Annotated in this window: 15 protein-coding genes and 3 pseudogenes; 2 read left to right on the top strand and 16 right to left on the bottom strand. The window is 38.0% G+C overall.

Annotated elements, in window-relative coordinates:
• Positions 1-30: 30 nt before the first annotated feature.
• Complete coding sequence (locus P4S59_RS01585; protein WP_017820736.1) at positions 31-378, bottom strand: 5-carboxymethyl-2-hydroxymuconate Delta-isomerase; 348 nt, start codon at positions 376-378, stop codon at positions 31-33.
• A gap of 269 nt (positions 379-647) precedes the next feature.
• Here P4S59_RS01585 and tpiA point away from each other — a divergent pair, with 269 nt between their 5' ends.
• Positions 648-1,418, top strand: a complete 771-nt coding sequence (gene tpiA / locus P4S59_RS01580) for a triose-phosphate isomerase (RefSeq protein WP_005384863.1) — start codon at positions 648-650, stop codon at positions 1,416-1,418.
• Between the two features lie 389 nt (positions 1,419-1,807).
• On the top strand, positions 1,808-3,157 hold the full coding sequence (locus P4S59_RS01575) for an MBL fold metallo-hydrolase (RefSeq protein ID WP_337167911.1): 1,350 nt from the start codon (positions 1,808-1,810) through the stop codon (positions 3,155-3,157).
• A gap of 74 nt (positions 3,158-3,231) precedes the next feature.
• On the opposite strand, the gene P4S59_RS01570 is transcribed toward P4S59_RS01575, so the two are convergent.
• From P4S59_RS01570 to P4S59_RS01495, 15 genes and pseudogenes are all read right to left on the bottom strand, one after another.
• Positions 3,232-4,398 carry a nucleotide sugar dehydrogenase gene (locus P4S59_RS01570; RefSeq protein WP_337167910.1) on the bottom strand — a complete coding sequence of 389 codons (1,167 nt, stop codon included), beginning with the start codon at positions 4,396-4,398 and terminating at the stop codon, positions 3,232-3,234.
• 160 nt (positions 4,399-4,558) lie between these two features.
• On the bottom strand, positions 4,559-6,508 hold the full coding sequence (locus P4S59_RS01565) for a polysaccharide biosynthesis protein (protein ID WP_264404146.1): 1,950 nt from the start codon (positions 6,506-6,508) through the stop codon (positions 4,559-4,561).
• A gap of 153 nt (positions 6,509-6,661) precedes the next feature.
• A pseudogene (locus P4S59_RS01560) lies at positions 6,662-7,209 on the bottom strand (sugar transferase).
• 14 nt (positions 7,210-7,223) lie between these two features.
• Positions 7,224-8,123 (bottom strand): NAD-dependent epimerase/dehydratase family protein, encoded by a 900-nt coding sequence (locus tag P4S59_RS01555; RefSeq protein ID WP_337167909.1) that lies wholly within the window; start codon positions 8,121-8,123, stop codon positions 7,224-7,226.
• Positions 8,124-8,888 carry a glycosyltransferase family 2 protein gene (locus P4S59_RS01550; RefSeq protein WP_337167908.1) on the bottom strand — a complete coding sequence of 255 codons (765 nt, stop codon included), beginning with the start codon at positions 8,886-8,888 and terminating at the stop codon, positions 8,124-8,126.
• A gap of 16 nt (positions 8,889-8,904) precedes the next feature.
• The gene (manA, locus tag P4S59_RS01545; RefSeq protein ID WP_337167907.1) at positions 8,905-10,092 is read right to left on the bottom strand and encodes a mannose-6-phosphate isomerase, class I; all 1,188 of its coding nucleotides are present in this window, start codon (positions 10,090-10,092) and stop codon (positions 8,905-8,907) included.
• An 83-nt stretch (positions 10,093-10,175) separates the two neighbouring features.
• Positions 10,176-11,593: pseudogene (locus P4S59_RS01540) on the bottom strand (phosphomannomutase).
• 23 nt (positions 11,594-11,616) lie between these two features.
• Positions 11,617-13,032: a mannose-1-phosphate guanylyltransferase/mannose-6-phosphate isomerase gene (locus P4S59_RS01535; protein ID WP_337167906.1), complete on the bottom strand. Its 1,416-nt coding sequence runs from the start codon at positions 13,030-13,032 to the stop codon at positions 11,617-11,619.
• A gap of 64 nt (positions 13,033-13,096) precedes the next feature.
• Entirely contained in the window at positions 13,097-14,200 is a 1,104-nt protein-coding gene (locus P4S59_RS01530) for a hypothetical protein (protein ID WP_337167905.1), read from the bottom strand.
• 28 nt (positions 14,201-14,228) lie between these two features.
• Positions 14,229-15,461 (bottom strand): hypothetical protein, encoded by a 1,233-nt coding sequence (locus tag P4S59_RS01525; RefSeq protein WP_337167904.1) that lies wholly within the window; start codon positions 15,459-15,461, stop codon positions 14,229-14,231.
• 97 nt (positions 15,462-15,558) lie between these two features.
• The gene (locus tag P4S59_RS01520) at positions 15,559-16,575 is read right to left on the bottom strand and encodes a polysaccharide biosynthesis protein (protein WP_337167903.1); all 1,017 of its coding nucleotides are present in this window, start codon (positions 16,573-16,575) and stop codon (positions 15,559-15,561) included.
• A pseudogene (locus tag P4S59_RS24380) lies at positions 16,576-17,701 on the bottom strand (DegT/DnrJ/EryC1/StrS family aminotransferase).
• The gene (locus P4S59_RS01505; protein WP_337167900.1) at positions 17,685-18,803 is read right to left on the bottom strand and encodes a DegT/DnrJ/EryC1/StrS family aminotransferase; all 1,119 of its coding nucleotides are present in this window, start codon (positions 18,801-18,803) and stop codon (positions 17,685-17,687) included. The pseudogene P4S59_RS24380 and the gene P4S59_RS01505 overlap by 17 nt, the downstream one beginning before the upstream one ends.
• On the bottom strand, positions 18,804-19,616 hold the full coding sequence (locus P4S59_RS01500) for a formyltransferase family protein (protein ID WP_337167899.1): 813 nt from the start codon (positions 19,614-19,616) through the stop codon (positions 18,804-18,806).
• Between the two features lie 16 nt (positions 19,617-19,632).
• Positions 19,633-20,502: a hypothetical protein gene (locus P4S59_RS01495; RefSeq protein ID WP_337167898.1), complete on the bottom strand. Its 870-nt coding sequence runs from the start codon at positions 20,500-20,502 to the stop codon at positions 19,633-19,635.
• Positions 20,503-20,747 lie beyond the last annotated feature (245 nt).

Here is a 20,747-nt window from a genome sequence, read left to right as displayed (position 1 = left end):
CCTCGCTATTCTCGGGCAATTCAGCGCAACCTAGTTCACTACCTTTTGGAAGCTATCTATATCCATGTCTCGGATATTGACCGTTAAACTGTGCACGTGACTGGCTTGCTCTTGAAGTGTCGCCATCAAGGCTCGTGACAGTTCTCGCTTTTGTTCTTGGGAGCGACCAGATAACAAATCAAAGTTGATATGGATAAAATCGAGGCTATCTCCCTCCTCTCCTATTAACCAATTGTGGCACCGGAGCGTTCTAGATTTCACTGACGCGAGTTCAAAAAGGCCACTTTCTAACGCCGTTTTATGTAAATCCTCCAGCAACCCCTGAACATTGACGCGTTCTTCCACCGAGTTTGAATACTCTAAAACGAGATTTGGCATTTTGATTCCTTTCTACAACAATTAATTCCAGCGCGTAGTAATACCAATCTCAGCAGCAATTTCCGAGGAATGAACTATCATTCTGTCTACGTGATCACCAATCGGTTGCTTTTGACAAAAATAACAGGATCGATGCTTGGTCGAATCAGCAAAGAAAGCCGGACAAGACATGACGCCAATCATGATCTGTTCACATTATTCTGTTATATTCCTACGTAGATTTTTTACATTAATTGACTATTTACATTAAAGATAAGGGAGATATTCCTATGCGTCGTCCTGTAGTGATGGGTAACTGGAAACTAAACGGCAGCAAAGCAATGGTAACTGAGCTGCTAACTGGTCTTAACGCTGAACTTGAAGGCGTTGAAGGTGTTGACGTAGCAGTCGCTCCACCAGCACTTTACATCGACCTAGCAGAGCGCGTAATCGCTGAAGGCGGTAACAAGATCATCCTAGGTGCTCAAAACACTGACCTAAACAACAGCGGTGCGTTCACTGGCGATATGTCTCCAGAAATGCTGAAAGATTTCGGTGCTACTCACATCATCATCGGTCACTCAGAGCGTCGTGAATACCACAACGAATCTGACGAGTTCATCGCTAAGAAATTCAACTTCCTAAAAGAAAACGGTCTAACACCTGTTTTCTGTATCGGTGAATCTGAAGCGCAAAACGAAGCTGGCGAAACTGAAGCAGTATGTGCACGTCAAATCAACGCAGTTATCGACACTTACGGTGTTGAAGCTCTAAACGGCGCAATCATCGCTTACGAACCAATCTGGGCTATCGGTACTGGTAAAGCAGCAACAGCTGAAGATGCACAACGCATCCACGCTTCTATCCGCGCACTAATCGCAGCGAAAGACGAAGCAGTTGCAGCACAAGTAATCATCCAATACGGTGGTTCTGTTAAGCCAGAAAACGCTGAAGCTTACTTCTCACAACCAGACATCGACGGTGCTCTAGTTGGCGGCGCTTCTCTAGACGCGAAAAGCTTCGCGGCAATCGCTAAAGCAGCGGCTAAAGCAAAAGCGTAATCTCGTTTTTACTGAGAGTAAAAATAACAAAGGGATGCATCATGCATCCCTTTTTGTTTGCTTACGATCTAATGAGTTTTGTCATTCCAAGGAGTCTAAGCGACATCAGGAATCTACTCTCCGCACACACCCAAATCAAACCAGCAAAACAACAGAAATAATCTATAAGAGTCCCGTCAATCCGAGGAGCCTAAGCGACATCAGGAATCTACTAACCGCATGTGTCAAACCCAAAGTTAAGTAACGAAAAACGCCTTACATCAAAACAAAGAACCTAATCGCACTTCCGATTATTCCCACTCAATTCCATCCAACCAACGAACTCTATTCACTTACTCTGCCCACAGGATTTATAGTTACTGATACTTGTTCAAGGAGGAGCAATCGACATGACAACACCCATATCAGACATCGCCAGTGTGATTCACCATGGTGGGAAACATACCGTCACTGGCTCTTGTCATGAATTGAAATTGCCACACTGCAGCATCTTGATCGATTGCGGACTCTTTCAAGGCAAAGACATCCATTTGGGCAACCGCAGGGCATCACTGGATATCGAGTTTCCGGTTAAACACATCAAAGCATTAGTCCTGACTCATGCTCATATCGACCATATTGGGCGCCTACCTTGGTTACTGGCTGCTGGATTTAAAGGCCCCATCTACTGCACCAAAGCAACAGCCGAACTGGTACCGCTCATGTTAGAAGATGGATTAAAGCTGCAACTGGGTTTGAACTTCCACCAGCGTCAACAAGTCCTCAATGTCATTAAAAAACAGCTAAAACCTCATGACTACCAACAATGGCTGCCACTTGGCAAACAATGTTACCTACGCTTTCAGCCTGCGGGGCACATTCTTGGTTCCGCTTACGTGGAATTCAAACTCCCCAATCGTGAAATCATCGTGTTTTCCGGCGATCTAGGTCCGTCCAATACCCCACTCTTACCCGATCCGAAGCCGCCAAAGCGTGCCGACCATCTGTTCATCGAGTCCACATACGGCAACAAAGAGCATGAAGACATTGCCACTCGAACTGAACGCTTGAACTCCATTATCGATCACGCACTGCAAGACGGTGGCGTAATTCTGATCCCAGCTTTCAGCGTAGGACGTACGCAGGAGCTGTTATTCGATATTGAGCAACTGATTCATCAACGCAACTTGTCGTCTTCTTTGCCAATCATCCTAGACTCACCGCTTGCGAAAGGAGTCACGAAGACCTACCGCCGTTTCAAAAAACTGTGGGGAAAAGAAGCAAAGCAAAAGCTCAACAATCATCGTCATCCCCTCGCTTTTGAACAATGCATTACCGTGGAAAACCATCGAGAACATCAAGCATTAGTAAATCGACTAGCCTCTACCGATGAGCCTGCGATTGTCGTCGCGGCATCCGGTATGTGCGAAGGAGGAAGAATCGTTAATTACTTAAAAGCACTCTTACCAGACAAAAGAAATGATGTGTTGTTTGCGGGCTATCAAGCGCAAGGAACCTTAGGGCGAGAAATCCAATCAGGCAGCCACACGGTGGATATCGATAACCAACCAATCGAAGCCAACGCACAGATCCATACCATCTCTGGATATTCTGCACACGCAGACCAAAGCGATTTATTGAAGTTTGTTACTGGTATTCCTGCACAACCAAAAGCCGTGCATTTGATACATGGAGAGAAAGAAGCAAAAAAAGAGTTAGGAGAGAAGTTGGAAGCAGAGGGAATTGAGGTGGTTTATTGATTAGAGCGAAGCAGATACTTAAGTAAGAGTAAAGAAAGAAGGTCCTAGCAAACTAGGACCTTACCGGAAATTGATCAGTCACTACCAAACAAGTCACGCGTGTAAACTTTATCCGCTACATCGGCTAACTCTTCCACCATGCGGTTAGAAACAATCACATCCGCACTTTGTTTGAACTCATTCAGGTCTTTAACCACTCGAGAGTTAAAGAAATCTTCTTCTTTGAGTACTGGTTCGTAAACTACGACCTCAACACCTTTCGCCTTGATACGCTTCATGATGCCCTGAATAGAAGAGGCGCGGAAGTTATCAGAGCCAGCCTTCATAATGAGGCGGTAGATACCAACCACTTTTGGTTCACGCTTGAGGATTGACTCCGCCACAAAGTCTTTACGGGTGCGGTTAGCATCAACAATCGCACCGATGATGTTGTTTGGTACATCTTGGTAATTGGCTAAAAGCTGTTTAGTATCTTTTGGTAAGCAGTAACCACCGTAACCAAATGATGGGTTGTTGTAATGATTACCGATGCGAGGATCTAAACCAACACCTTCAATGATCTGACGAGCGTCTAAACCGTGAGCTTCTGCGTAAGAATCCAGCTCATTAAAGTACGCAACACGCATTGCAAGGTAGGTGTTTGAAAACAGTTTTACTGCTTCAGCTTCTGTAGAGTCAGTAAAAAGAACTTGAATATCGTCTTTTACTGCCCCTTCCACCAGCAAGCTAGCAAATACTTCGGCACGTTCGCTGCGTTCACCAACGATGATACGTGATGGGTGAAGGTTATCATAAAGCGCTTTGCCTTCACGCAAGAACTCAGGGGAGAAGATGACATTCTCACATCCCAACTCTTCCTTGATTCGAGCAGTATAGCCAACAGGAACAGTAGACTTAATAACCATTACTGCATCAGGATTGATAGACATAACATCTTTGATCACAGCTTCAACTGAAGAAGTATTAAAGTAATTGGTTTGTGGGTCATAATCAGTCGGCGTTGCAATAACAACGTATTCTGCGTTTTGGTAAGCTTTCTGCTTATCCGTTGTTGCAACAAAATTTAGCTCTTTATGCGCCAAAAAGTGTTCAATTTCAGTATCAACAATCGGCGACTTACGTCGGTTCAGTAAATCAACCTTCTCAGAAATGATATCTAAAGCGACCACCTCGTGATTCTGGGCTAACAGCATAGCGTTAGAAAGCCCAACATATCCGGTCCCAGCAACTGCGATTTTCATGGATTAATCCTTCATTTATTTTTGGCAGAGGATACCAAAATGTAAAAAAATGAGCGAGGACAACGACTTCCACAATAAGTAGAATAACCTAACAGAAGGAACTCGGCTGTCCTTAAATTCTATTTAATTGTTCAAAAACTTACCTAACTAAGTTCAGAGTTCAAGATTGACTCATAAATTTTACAGAGTCTGAATAATCAACTTCAGATTGGTTATGGTTCCAAACTAAGTCGCCAATACCATCTGTAGGATTAAAGCCTGTTGGAGCACTCAATAGTAATGTACGAATGTTTTCGTGATCCATACTATGGCAGGCGAAATCGAGATCGTTCAACAGTAGTTCGTACTCTTTTAAAGGTAAATGCACCTCATGAGCCGTCATGATTCGTTCATGCGCTGTTTGTTTGACATTGTCGCCAATAAGCAACTCTTCATACAGTTTCTCACCAGGTCGAAGTCCAGAAAATTGAATCTCAATATCACCATGAGGATTAGCTTCGGATTTGACTTCTAGACCAGATAGTTGAATGAGATTACATGCTAAGTCTGTAATTTTTACTGACTCACCCATGTCTAAAACAAATACATCGCCTCCTTTGCCCATTGCTCCAGCCTGAATAACTAACTGTGCAGCTTCAGGAATGGTCATGAAGAAACGAGTGATCTCTGGGTGAGTCACGGTTACTGGTCCGCCTGATGCGATTTGCTTTTTAAACACAGGAATCACGGAGCCTGAAGAGCCGAGAACATTACCAAATCGTACCATACAAAATCGAGTGCCATTTGGTTTAGCATTTTCTTGCTCAGCAAGAGCCTGTAGACCAAGCTCCGCCATTCGTTTGGTTGTGCCCATTACGTTAGTAGGGCGAACGGCTTTATCTGTAGAGATTAATACAAATGATTCAACACCGGCTTTAATCGCCGCGCACGCAGTATAGTAAGTCCCATAGATATTATTACGCACACCCTCAATTACGTTAAATTCAACTAATGGAACGTGTTTGTATGCTGCTGCGTGATATACCGTTTGAACTTTAAAAGAAGACATTGTCGTTTCTAGACGATGTTGACGCTGAACAGATCCCAACAAAGGAATAATATCGCAAGTTAGCCCTTTTTCAATTTTAAGTTGATTTAGTTCGCGATCAATCTGATACAGACCAAATTCAGACAACTCAAATAAAATAATAGATTTAGGTGACTGCTCCACAATTTGACGACACAATTCAGAGCCAATAGAACCACCAGCACCTGTCACCATAACCACTTTGTCTTTGATATTCGCTTCTAGCAACACTTGTTGAGGCGCTACTGGATCTCGCCCAAGTAAATCCTCAATCGCGACGTCCTTAAGCTCATCAATTTTAGCTTTACCAGACACAATATCTGTCATATCAGGGACCGTGAGTACTTCAACAGGTAACTTAGCTAATTCGTCAAGAATCACCTTACGACGTGAACGTTTAGCACTCGGCACTGCGAGTAAGACTTGAGAAATATCATATTTATTTATGAGGGGCATTGCGTCTTCAATAGCAATAACAGGCAACCCTAAGATCATAGTATTGCAAAGAGTTGAGTCACCATCAATAAATGCTCTTACGCGATAGTCTCCACTACTTCTTAATGCCATCGCCAATTGTCGACCGCCAGAACCTGCACCATAAATGAGAACCTCTTTACTCTGCGTTGAATAACTTTGAGCAATCAAAGATCGAACGATAACACGGGGTCCCCCACAGAAAAGAGCAAGAAATGCACCATAGATGATAGGAACAGTTCTAGGAAACGGGTCACTCATGTAGAAGCTAAGGGCGGCTACAAGTGTGGCAGAAATTACAGCCCCGGCAGTCACGACAAATAAAGCTTGAAAAGTGAGATAACGGAGAACGGCTCTATAGAGCCCTAATCGAGCAAATACAGCAATGGTGACTATTGTCACTGCAATTTGAATCCCCCAGACAGCAGGATAAGTGAAATAATTGGTTTCTCCAGAACGAACTAAGATTGCCAAATGAAAAGCCATGAAGATCAACATAATATCAATCAGGACACTGACAATTCTTTTATTAGTCCGCGAAAGTTGCCATATAAATTGTAGACGTTGCATAATAATTCTTGTACGTGGTTTTATTGGAGATTGCATGCTTTAGTTTAACACGAAAACAGAACCCTCAACGGAATAGATGCCGATACGACTTTGTGAAAGACAAATGCAATAAAATGCGAAAGAGCGACTATTGCCGCTCCACCAGAGTACTTTCTACTTTACTGCATCACCAGAACCACTTCCTGTTGCTGTCATCATTATGTACTTAAAGTAATCTTTCAATGTTAACGTATCGATCATTTCTTTATCAGTTTTTGCTAATAAACCTGGTGTAGACATATCGATATTTTGGACTTGAGCTAGTCCAGTGATCCCCGGTAACACATCATAAACACCAAGCGCGTCGCGTTCAATGATCAGTTCGTGCTGGTTAAACAAGTTTGGACGAGGTCCCACAAGACTCATTTCCCCTTTCAAAACATTAATGAGTTGCGGTAATTCATCAATCTTTGTCTTACGCAGAAAAGAACCAAGCTTAGTAATAGATGCGTTACTCGCTAAATGACTCGCTACCGATTGAGTATCTACCGACATCGTACGAAACTTAACCAACTTAAATGGTTTTTTATTGCGCCCAACGCGCTCTTGCACAAAAATCGGGGATCCTGTGTCAAACAAACCAATAATGATAACGATAAGAAGTACCGGCCATAAAAAAAGCAACCCAAAAAAGCTGCAAAAAAATCAATAAAACGAATCATTGTTTATTCAGTTCCTATTTACGTAACATGGCCATGGAATCCTTCATAGAATATGGAGGTGTCCAGTTTAATATATCTTTAAGATTAGAGGAATCAACCTCTAAATTTCCGAACAATTGTTCAATCATTGTTGACTTTCCAGTCACGAGTCCCGCAAAGCGCATAAGACCAATAGGGATTGGTATTTGAAATACTTTTTTCCCTTGTCCGGATGCAATAGCGTTAACAAAGTCTCTTATCGAGACTGAATTGTTCTCACTTGCTAAAAATATATTGCCGGGTGCATTTTTGTGTTTAGCACACACAATTAAAAGGTCAACCAAATTGTTAACTGATATAAAATCCCTACGATTATTAGCTAAGCCAAATGGCAGGAAGGGGATACTATTAACCAGTTTCGTAAGCATACCAAAATTACCAGGGGCATTAGGACCATAGACCAAAGTAGGTCGGACAATCACTACTTCCAAACCTGTTTGCTTAGATATATCCCAAAGTCCTAATTCCGCCTCGTGCTTTGATTGTGCATAAGAGTTGTGAGGGTTAGCAACGTCACTAGGCAAAAAAACACTATCGTGAGAGTTAGTCCCATTCACACCAATTGAACTGACAAAAACAAGGCGCTTAACACCAGCCTCTGCCGCTTTTAAAGCTAGTCGTAATGTCCCATCTGTATTTACAGCTCGATATTCAGCATCCGTATATGATTTATTGTGTGCTAGCCCGGCTAAATGAATAATGGCATCAACACCCTCAAAACAGTTACTCCAATCCGTTGATGCATCTATAGTCGGAACCGTATAACTATCAGCAAAGGAATGATGTTCACCCGCACGAATAACACAACGAAAGTTTTGGTTTAATTGAGTAAGTTTTTGACCAACAAAGCCTGTTGCTCCTGTAACTAACAGCATTTAATCGCTCCGTTTTTTTATAGCATTCATGACATAACTAAAGTAGCAATAAAATCGCTTTGCATAAGACAACTGTTTTATTGACATATAAACCTTAAAAGTTACATATAACATCTTCCATTTATTACTACTAACACTGCCAGTTCTCACTCTATATTTTACTAAAGGAAGATTTAAGCCTGATGACTTGTATCCACGACCAAGCAATGTAATCCATAACTTTAGATCTTGCCTTGCTCTTAATTCTGGGAATATAATTTTATCTTTTACTTTATACCTATTAATAATAGCAGTAGAAGTTCCAATTTCTGTTTTTTTTAAATTATGAATCAAATCAACACTATTAGCCACATTAACTCGACCTCGTCGCTCAGAACCACTTTCATCAATGAAAGAAAATGAGGTATGACATATTTCGGAGTCAGTCTCAGTTAAATAATTAACCTGTTTTTCTAATTTATCAGCATTCCAAATATCGTCTGAATCAAGAAATGCTAAGTATTGCCCTCTTGCTTGCTCGATACCAATATTCCTACTAACGCCTGCCCCTGAATTTACATCCATAAATAATATACGAACTCTTGAGTCTTGACCTTTAATTTTTTCAAGAAGATTCCTGGTATTATCTTTAGAACAATCATCAACAATTATTAATTCCCAATTAGGATAGGTTTGCGCTAAAACACTAACAACTGTTTCCTCTATATACTTTTCAGAGTTATATGTCGGTGTAACAATAGACACAAGACCACTTTTAAAATCCATAATAATTACACCTAAACTAACAATATGTTTTTCCAATGGTACCCTTAACGCTCAGACTGTAGTTTGACAAGCTACCAGGAATAAAGATTGATTTACCTTTAGTGATCTTTACACTTTTTCCATTGCTAGTTATCTCAGCAACACCATTAATACAAAGCAATATCTCAGGAGATTTTATATTAAAAAAGTAATTACCATCTTTAATTACTTCAAATTTAAAATCTTTTACAGGAACTGGGTAAACTTTTCGATTCGTCCGGTTATCAAGTGGTTTCAAAATCAAGCTTTCAAAAGAAATAGGTTTAAACTGTGTATTTTTTACTAACTCTTCAACATCAATATACTTGGGTGTTAAACCTGCTCTCAAAACATTATCAGAGTTAGCCATGACTTCCACCCCTAATCCATGTATATAGGCATGAGGGGTTTCAGCATACAAGAACATAGCCTCACCAGGTTGCAACTCAATAACATTTAAAAATAACGGAGCAAACAAACCAACATCTTCAGGGTAAAGATGAGAAAAACGAGAGATAAGCAATGAAGCTTGGTATGCAAAATGGTCTTTATCTATCGCTTTTAACGCGTTTAGAAGCTGACTAATTGCCTGCGCTTTAAGCTCCCCTTTTAACGTAAGAATGGCAGTAAAAAACTCAGCAAGAGTTAATGGGGTGGGATCTTGTTTAAAAGGTTGAAAAACATCTTCTAGAACTGGAAGATCAATAGAATCAAAGTTGGCAATAATCTGTGCAAACTCTCGAAAACCATTCATAGCTATATAAGGAGTGAGAGCATACACAAGCTCAGGCTTGTGATTTGCATCCTTATAATTGCGATTTGCTGCATCTAGAGGTATCCCTTGCTCATTCTCTTTAGCAAAGCCTAATTCGGCAGCTTTTTTCGATGGATGAACTTGTATGGATAGCGGCTCTTCTGCTGCGAGAACTTTCATAAGAAAAGGAAGCGATGAGAAATTCTCCTTGGTTTCCTTCCCTAGCCAATAGTCTGGGTTACTGGCAATAACATCGCATAAAGATACATCAACACCAACTTGAGAAATACTAGAGCTAGCGGAGGGATGAGCTCCCATCCATATTTCAGCTTGGTGCTCTAAATTTGAATTATCGATAGCAAAGTAGTCTCGAATCGCAGTACGACTTCCCCAAGGAAAGTTCTTTACTGGGTTATTTAAAGTGTAAATCATAAAACTGACGCTCAGAAAGACAGAGCTATGCTTCAGCACATAGCTCCATTATTGGTTGCCCATAAATACTCAGTGCTCAAAAGCTAAACTAACCTGATATTCCCTAACACTTTATCAACCAAAGCAATAGCATCTTCCATTCGTTCAGCTTCCGCATAACAACGAAGCTCAGGGGCATTACCAGACGGACGTAAATGGATGATTGTAGCATTAGATAACTCTAATCTTAATCCGTCAGTATTATCAATACTAACAGCATTAACCTCTGACAACCTTAGAGAATCTAGTAGCCGTTTAGCGTTTTGACGACCACTTTCCAATATCGATAAACTCTTTTCAGTTGCAAAGTTTTGAATACGGTCACTATGCGTAAAGCGCTGTGGGAGGTCGCTTACCAAGCTTTTGATTGATGATGTTTTCGCTAAAGAAAGCAACATAAGCGCAGGTAAAACAGCATCTCGGGTTGGCAATGCTTTTAGAGATTTCCCATTCACCAAAACATCACTTCCGAGCAAATACCCCCGTTAGCTTCAAACCCTGCAATTCTTTTATAAGTTTTTGCTAATTCGGAAAATTCAGCGATAACATAAGGAGAGCCAATCCGTGTTTTAGACACGGCTTCAAATTCAGGAGAATCTGCGATAATAGTGTTGCAACTAACAGGTACAGCCAGTGCTTCGATTTGAAGCGCTTTTGAGCAAAGCAAGCCTAGGATATCACCTCTCAACCATTCGCCGTTCTCATCAGCAACTAATGGGCGATCCCCGTCTCCATCAGTCGAAAATATAAAATCCAAACTATATTGTTTCGACCAACTAAGTGCTTTTTCCTTATCAGATTCAGCCACAGCTTCGGTATCAATTGGAACAAACTCATCAGTACGCTCCAATGAAATAACTTCAGCCCCAAGCGATTCAAAGAGTCCTTGGTAAATATCTCTACCTGCACTTGAGTGCTCATAAATACCTATTCGTTTTCCTTTAAGCATATCAGCGTCAAAAAGGCAGGTATAGCGTTCAATATACTGGTTTGCAGCCTTTGCATCTGCAACGAGTTCTGACAGTTGAGTAGGAGGTCGAAACTCAACACTTGAGTTAAGTATACTCTGCTCATCAGTTTTTGTGATTTCACCGTCAGGGCGATAAAACTTTAAACCATTTCGGTCAAAAGGAATGTGGCTACCAGTAACCATTATGCAAGGAATTGAATCTTGCATTGCAGAAAACGCTAATGCCGGAGTTGGAATTACACCGTAATAAGAAACGTCATAACCTCTGGATTTAATAGCCTCAATACACGATTGAGCCATAGCATAACTGCTAGGACGGTTATCAATTGCAACTGCCACTTTGGCAAAATCGAAATCGTTCGCTACTGTAGTCAAGAACGCATGAGAGAATGCCGCGCAAACCTCTGGAGTAAAGTGTTCAACTAGACCTCTAGCACCGCTTGTACCAAACTGAATTCCCGACTCCGCAATGACTTTTGACGTTATCAACATAAATAAATCCTTAATTAAACCTTTTAGTAACCTTTATTCTTAGAGTGGCTACGTACAATATCATCTTCTAAAAGATAACCACCTGTTCTAACCTCAATAATTTCTAAAGGTAATTTACCAGGATTCTCAAAACAGTGTTCTGTTCCAACTGGAATATAGATTGATTCATTCTCTGCGACAATGTGTTTTTCTGTGCCTCGATATACCGTAGCAGTACCGGACACAACTACCCAATGCTCAGCTCGATGGTAATGCAATTGCATCGTCGTTTTTTGACCAGGCTTAACTACCACTTTCTTAACATGATATCGCTCGCCGTCTGCAATATGGTCATGCACCCCCCAAGGTCGGTAAACTTCACGGTGACTCTGAAACTCGCTCCGTTTCTTCTCCTTTAAGCTAGCGACAATGTTTTTTACATCTTGAACGTTGTCTCGATTAGCAACCAGTAAAGCATCCTTAGTATCAACAATAACTAAATCTTTCACTCCAACAGTAGCGACTAATCGGTTGGGAGAATTAACGTAGCAGCGATGAGAGTTGTCAACGATAACATCACCACGAATAACGTTGTCGTGTTCGTCGTGCTCACCAACTTCCCATAAAGAAGACCATGCTCCAACATCACTCCAACCTGCATCTAAGGGGCAAACCACTGCATCCTTTGTTTTCTCCATAACAGCATAGTCAATTGACTCATCGGGACATTTACTAAAAGCGTCTTCATCAAGTCGAATAAAATCTAGATCATTATGAGCACTAGAATAAGCGTTTTTAACTGCATTAAAAATATCCGGACGGAACTTTTCTAGCTCGTTTAAATAACGAGAAGCAGTAAACATAAACATACCACTATTCCAATAGTATCCTCCATCTTTTAAATACTGTTCTGCAACTAACAAATTGGGTTTCTCCACAAAAGTATCGACAGAGAAAGCTTCATGCAAAGGCAACTTACTACCGCTACGGATATAGCCATATCCGGTTTCTGGCTTAGACGGGACGATACCGAAAGTAACAAGTTTACCACTTTCAGCCAGCGGTATTGCTTTCTCAACCGCATGGCGGAAAACATTTTCTTGTCTAATAAGATGGTCAGCTGCTAAAACAAGCAGTATCGGATTTTTCGAATTTCTAACAGCATGCAAAGCTGCTAGAGCAACAGCTGGTGCTGTATTTTTACCAAAAGGCTCAAGAATGATGCCTGAATGCTCTAACCCACCAGAACGTAATTGCTCTGCGACTAAAAATCGATGCTCCTCATTACAAATTAAGGATACAGGCTCGTGATCGACCCCCTTTAGTCGAAGAATAGTGTCTTGAAGCATTGAATTATCGCTAGTAAGCGATAGAAATTGTTTTGGATAGTGGGTGCGAGACATAGGCCAGAGGCGAGTTCCTGCACCTCCTGCCATAATAACTGGTAGAATGGTAGTCATTTAATTCACCTAGAGTATTAATAGTAAATTAATACGTAAATGTTTATTATTAATACGTAAATATTTATTGTTGATGAAGCCAAAATTTAAGCTTACCTTCAAAATTCTGAATTAAAAACTCTTCTCTTTGAGAATTGAAATCTACAGAGTGTAATAAATTTAAATCAAATTTGTTGATGGCATCCGACATTTCTTCAACTGTATCAAACTCAAAAAATAAAGGATAGTTTTTAAGAAGGGAAGATACAGCTCTATTTCTTAAAGAAAAAACAGCTTTCCCATAAATTATTGCATCCAAAGCAGTCGCGGACGCTGTCAGTTTATAATCATCTTCACTGAAGAAGTAAATAAAGCTATCTACGATATCAACCTCAGAAACAAACTGTTCTTCAGTATATATATCATTCCATAATGTAAACGTAATATTATCTTTTTTAATTATTTTAAAGTCTGGTTTAGCTCTACCTATAACATGAGCATGGACAGAATCCCCCATTTTTAGATCATATATTTTATTGCAATTTTTCGCATCATTTCGAATTAAACCGACCATAGCAATATGATGTTTCAAGTCAATATTTTCCCTCTTTGGCTTTAAGTCTAATAAAGATGCTTTTGGAATAGGGTGAGGGATAGAAGATACGTTAGAAAAACCTAACTGCTGTAGGTTTTCCTTTATATGCTCACCTAGAACCAATATATTAAAGACTTTTGAATCATGCATAGACTTAAAAGACTTTATAAATATACCTCCAAATCTTCTTCTTTCACTAGGCTCTTTAACCAAAGACTCTAACTGGCTATGAAAAATAACAGAAACATGTATAAATGATAAGAACTTAAGAAATGAAAGAAGATAGGTCTGTATATTACTTGTGCCTAAAACTACCAACTTCCTTTTACTTAAAATTATATATGGCAATAATAATAAAAGCCTAATAGACTTTACGATTTCTCTATTAAAAAGCCTAGTCACCGGACTCTTACAAAACGTATCTTTGATAAAAAATTTAAAAACCTTGTGATTACTCTTTATATATTTTGAGTGAGTTTCATTCAATAAATATGCCACATCACTATTACTTTCAAAGTAATCAATAAAAGACTCAACAAACATAGAATGCTCACTAGAGTGAGCGTATATATCACAAACAAAAAACTTGGTCACGAAAAACCCCTGATCAATTATTAATCAATTACTTGTATAATATGATTTGCTCTCTCTTTCCAGAGAAAGAACTATCTAAAGATATATAAGCATTATTAAGCGATACCCTGGGATGAAGATCCACTCGGTTAACACCACGAAACCTCATTGGACTTCTTAACTTAAGGATTTGTTTAACATCGAATTTATGACCATTTTCAACAACTTCAAATAACGTTTGGAATCTTTTTTTATCTGGATACGTGTCCGTGTAAAACTTATTTTCACTAATAACCGTTGGATGACCATCTTTATTTAGTAGAGGGGATTTTACTGTTAGGACACCATCATTTTTGGTCGAAAATATAGAGTACTTGTACTTGTCGCAACTTTTCAAATTTGAGAATGCAAGTATCTTTTCGTCGCCGATCCAATCTAAATGAGAAACCATACCACCAGTTGGCAACCTTTTGATAGAACTACTTTTTAGATCGACCACATACAGTTGGGATGTATTTCTTAGCAGGTTTGAACTACGGAATAAAAAATACATTTTATTAGAAGAAGGGTTAAAATTCGTATGTGAAAAATAAACAAAACCATCGTCTAAAATTCCATAAGGAGCCAAGTCCGGTGAATTATAAAAGAAATCAATAGGAATTTTCAGCACAGTTTTGTCTTTTAAAATGTCGTATACTTTCAGAGTTTTATCTAATTTATCATTATTCTTTTTATATTTGGAAAAACAATAACCATAACCTTGTAATCCGTTTCCAAAGGTTTCAAAACAAAGCATAGATATAAATCTACGGTCTTTAGAAATGGAAAAGAAATGACCAGGGATAGTGCGTAAAATCCTCCCTTTCAAATCACAAATTACCGTTTTATTATCACCATCGATAATATCATTATAAATGATACTCTCTTCATCAAACCAAGTCACTAGAGAGCCTTGTTGGTTATTATAACAACGAGTAGTGTTGACAAACCAAGATTTGCTAGTCGATAAATCCGTTATGTATATGTCAGCCCTTTCAGCAATACCATTTTTCAGCCCCAATATATTTCGATGTGAAATAACCAGACCAGATGAGTTAACTGAAGGACGATCATGAAACCCAAAATGACCTTCAACTATTTTCATTTTCCATTTTGGATCAAGAATTATTTTTCTTTCAAAGAAACTAAAAAAATAAAACACAGACTGATATATAATCAATAAAACGTCTTTTACTATTCTATTATTCTTGACTTTATCATAAACAATTCGTTCAATATTCACATAAGCCTCATTGATTAGTATGAGCAGTATTAAATATAAGAAAGAAACAAAAAGAATAGCTTCATGTTTTATTTCTTTCTTAATAAACTTATTTATCCTATTTTTTCTCTTTTAATTTATCTTGAACATAATCTAAAGACATTAAAACTTCACAAACTTCATCTATATTTAACTGTTTTGTATTGTGTGATGTATAGTCCTCAATATTATTTAAATCTGGCTGACCATCAACAATATATTTATCGTAATTTAAGCTTCGATTATCAGCAGGAATCCTATAAAATCGCCCTTCGTCTGTTGCTTTACACAACTCTTCGCGAGAAACCAATGTCTCATAGAGTTTTTCGCCATGACGTGTACCTATAGTTTTAATTGAGATGTTTTCATTAAATACAATACCGAGTGCTCGACTCAAATCATTAATAGTACATGCCGGGGCTTTTTGTACAAAAATATCCCCTTGGGTACCGTGAGCAAAAGCATGCAACACTAAGTCCACCGATTCAGCCAAAGACATTAAAAATCTTGTCATATTCCCATCAGTTAGTGTTAGTGCCTCGCCGGATAATAGCTTTTCGATAAATAATGGAATGACAGAGCCACGCGATGCCATAACATTTCCGTACCTTGTCGCACACAATACAGTTTGATCTTCAGAAGCATTACGAGCTTTAGCGACCAAAACTTTCTCTGCCATAGATTTCGATATACCCATGGCGTTAATAGGATAAACTGCTTTATCTGTGCTTAACAAAATTAATTTTTTAACCTTGTTGTTTACTGCAGCATTAATAACATTTTCGGTGCCTATCACATTTGTTTTTACCGCCTCCATAGGATAGAATTCGCATGAAGGAACCTGTTTCAATGCAGCTGCGTGGAATACATAATCCACCCCTTGCATAGCATTTGAAACTGAGTCTATATCTCTAACGTCACCTAAAACAAATTTCAACTTAGCATTATTATAAGCTAGTCTCATATCTTCTTGTTTTTTTTCATCTCGGCTAAAGATTACTATCTGCTTCACATTTGTTTCTAAAAATCGGTCAAGAACCGCATTGCCAAACGAACCAGTACCGCCCGTAATCATCAGTGTTTTATTTTCAAACATTTATTCACCTAACTGTTGTGACACTTTATTAATTGTCTTTGCAACAAACTCTATTTCTTCTTTAGACAACCACCAACCACACGGTATGGCGAGGACTCTTTTATAAAAATCGTCAGTATTCTCTAGATCATTTCCTTCAGGGAAAGCACTATAGTAGTGGTTGTTAATATGCATACTAGATGCTTCTATACCATTTTGTCTAAGGTTAGAAATAAATTCACGCTTAAAACTCTTATCAACTAAGATTAAAAAATTCCAACATATTGATAAGTTTGAATGGTTATAGTTGTGTACTAGATCTATATATATATTATCTCTAAGTAAGTTCTTCAATAACTCTACATTTTCCCTTAATTTTTCTAATTTATTATCTACAAGTTTAAGAGATTCATATGCCATCGCATTAGAAATGTTGGAGTTAACAGCATTGACGCCGACTGACTCTATGTCGCATAAAGGGTTTATCTCGCCTAATTTATCTCGAAACCCCTTATTGGGGATGCCTAGTCGCTTTAACGCATCAACTTTTTTTGCATCTAGTTCTGAGTGACAAACCAAAACCCCCATCAATACCACTCACTATGCGGTTCGGGTACAACGAATAGACCGTATATTCGGACCTATTACATAAATAACTATCATTTACCTTGGAAAACAACAACGCGTTGGAATCCTCAATAACAATAACATTATGCTTATTGCAAATACTTCTAATACTTTCTGTATCATCAACATATCCAGATATATGGTAGTTAATTAACACTTTAGGTTTGGTTTCTATTATTTTTTTCTCTAGATCATCTAAGTCTATATCTGTACTATTTGGTTTCAAGTCAACCCAAACGATTGAGGCTCCATTGTTCAATATTGGAGATGTAGTATTTAAACAAGAAAATGATTTACAAATAACTTTATCATGTTGGTTAATGCCAATAACTTTCAATAAAACATCAAGACAAGAATAATAGTTATTCAATATTGAGATATTTCTTGCACCCAATACAGAACCGATTTCTTTTTTTAGTTTATCTTCAAACTTCCCTGAGACTATATCACCAGAAGAGCATAGATTCTCTATGGTTTTAATAATTTCTTCGTTGACGTTTGCGTTATACAATCGAAGCACTTTCCACACCTTCAATTACACTATTAACAATTTTATTCCTATCAGCCTTACTCAACCACCAACCACATGGAATATGTAACATTCTGTCATAAAAATCACATGTTTCATCCAAATTACGCTCATTTTTGAATATGGAATGCTTATGATTTAATTTATGTAATTTAGAAGCGCAAATACCTCTATCAATTAAGTAACTTTCAAGGTAACTCGCTTGCTCTTTGTTTTCTAATATTAGAGTATATAACCAATAGGATGGTTGTGTATTACTATCGACTTTAGCAAATATATCTAATCCATGTTTTTCAAATTGTTCATTATAATAGTTTCCATTTTCTATATGGCTATTAATCCTATCATCTATATAATCCAACTGAATTATGCCAATAGAAGCAAACACATTTTGATAGTTATACTTATAACCAATTTCTTTTACATTGAGTTTGGTTCTGTCTTCTTCTTTCGACATCCCAAACCATCTAAATTTTTTACCTTTTATATAGTCAGATTCTGAGTTACAAACAAGGAATCCACCATCAACAGTAGTAAAATGCTTTATTGCTTGAAATGAAAATATTGCATAATCGCCAAAGTTACCAACGGGTATATTGTTAACAGTAGAGCCTAATGCATGGGCACAATCTTCAATTAATTTAATTCCATTCTTATTACAAATTTCCCTTATGTTCAAAATATCGACTGGATACCCAGCATAATGTACAACTAAAATAGCTTTAGTTTTCTCATTAATTGAATTTAGTATTGAATCAACTGATATGTTCCCAGTCTTTTTTTCTACGTCACAAAAAACTGGTTTAGCACCAACATACTTAATAGCCAAGTTTGTGGGCTCCGCAGTCAAACTAGTAGTGATGACCTCGTCACCTTGTTGTACCCCAGATAAAGTAAGAGCCGCATGTAAAGCTGCTGTCCCGCTACTCATAGCCATCGACGTCTTAGGCAATTGGTATTTAGAAATGAATTTTTCTTCAAATTGATAAACAGCCTCACCTTCATTTATTGGTTTTCCGCTATAAAGCACATCCTCTAAAACAGGCATTAAAACTTCTTTTGGGGGCATACCGACTTTTACTAATGGTATCATTTAAACTTCCTTATAGAGAGAGTTGTAATATACGCTCTTATCTTCATCTACGTTTATAAAAATTTTTTGACCAAATTTTTTACTTGTCGTTAGATAAATCTTCTTTCCAAATTCATCAATGTAGTAAGCAGGTTCAAAAAGGTTATTAAAATCAAACGCTCTAACAAAATCATATACTTCTAAACTTGTTTTGTTATCAAGTTCTATCTCTCTACTTAATCCGTTTCTAAGTTGTATAGGGTTATTTTCTGAGGGTTTACAGGTTGGTAGTTTTGCTTTTAGTACTCGAGGTAACCACTCTTCTAACAATTCGCGACCAATTTTTTCAGTTTTTTCAAATAAAGTCCAAGACGTATCGCTCTCGTCAATATCGCATGCAAGGGACGCAATAACAGGACCAGTATCCAAGCCGTCATCAGTATAATGCAAACACGTTCCATGATGCCAAATACCACTCTTTCTAGCATTTAATATTGCATGACTCGTCATATCCCGCCCTCTTAAGTATAAGTTATGAGAGTGATGTAGATTTATAAATCCAAGTTTTGGTCTATTGATTGTTTCACTATCAATTATTTTCCAGTAATTAATTGATACACCCAAGTCAAAATCAATAGACTTTAAATCCTCAAGATCCACCTGAGGAAATTTATGTCCTAAGTCATCAGGGTCTTGATCCCACCACGCCGTATCATGCTTTTCTTTCGTAATTACCGCTACGATTTCAACATCATCATAGCTATGAAGGAGCTCAAGCGCATACTTACCCAGGGGCCTAGACCCCAAAAAAGCCACTCTAACATTATTTTTCATTTAATAATCTCACTAGTTATTTTTTAATTTCATGTAAGCGGTAAAAGCCAGGTGTACATGAAATAAGTATTAAGAAAACGGCAAAGCTACCATATTGATTGTTGAAGTATATTGAAAGTAAGAATGGAAATACGGCCAAGTAAGTATATTTACATTTTATTCTTTTTAAATAGTATACAACCAAAAAACTCATAAACAACATGCCAGAAAAACCGTGAAGAAGGGGCAATACAGCAAAAAAATCATGAGCAGAGTGATACCTTCCACTGTTTAACTCTAATTCACTGAAAGCACTAGATAAGTCCATGCCGGAAAAATATCCGTATATATCCTCATACCATCCACCATATCCTTGGCCAAATAAAAAACTAACTATATCTTGACTATTTTTTTGCATTATTAAATAAAATTCTATTATTCTTACTCGTGGAGACATCGGCATTATATTTATAAGAGTCATATCGAAATTAAAAACAAACTTCAACAAAAGCCAAACTGACTCCAATTTATATAGCAATAGTCCGTTAAAAGAATGTATATCATCGTAAGAAACGAACTGGGACATACCAAATATTAGCATTGGAATGGTCATTATTATAAAAATTGTTTTTAGGCTAACTTGGGATAAAAAAGAAACCATAATAGTGAAAGCAATAATTATAATTCCTTTTCCTCCTGTTGCACCAGTTGCTGCTAGTATGAAACAGCAAATAATAGATACTATCTCTAGAAAATTCCAGTTTTTATAACGAATTTGCTTATATATCAATATAGGAGAGAAATATGCCACCTCAATCATGCCTGGTATAGATGAGCTTCCATAAACGGTTGAAAAACCGATTAAGTATACAAAAACAGATGCGATGGGTGCGACGACTAGAAGCACATAAGATAGCCTAATGAGTTCATTATAGCTTTTAGACATGCATACTAAAATAATAGTTAATATTAGCACTGATATATATACAAAGTATGTTAACATTTTCTGAAAAGAATAATCATCAAACGCAAAACCATACAGTGAAAAGATCGTTCCGACTATAAAGAAAAAGATAAAAGATAAACCAATGGTTTTTGTTCGGCTAAAAACGTTATTCGTCCTCGCTTTAAAATACCATACATGAGTACCAA

The organism is Vibrio sp. M60_M70 (assembly GCF_037162085.1).
Taxonomy (GTDB): domain Bacteria; phylum Pseudomonadota; class Gammaproteobacteria; order Enterobacterales; family Vibrionaceae; genus Vibrio; species Vibrio diabolicus.
The sequence above is the reverse complement of the archived record's forward strand: the minus strand, read 5'-3'. Positions and strand labels throughout refer to the sequence as shown.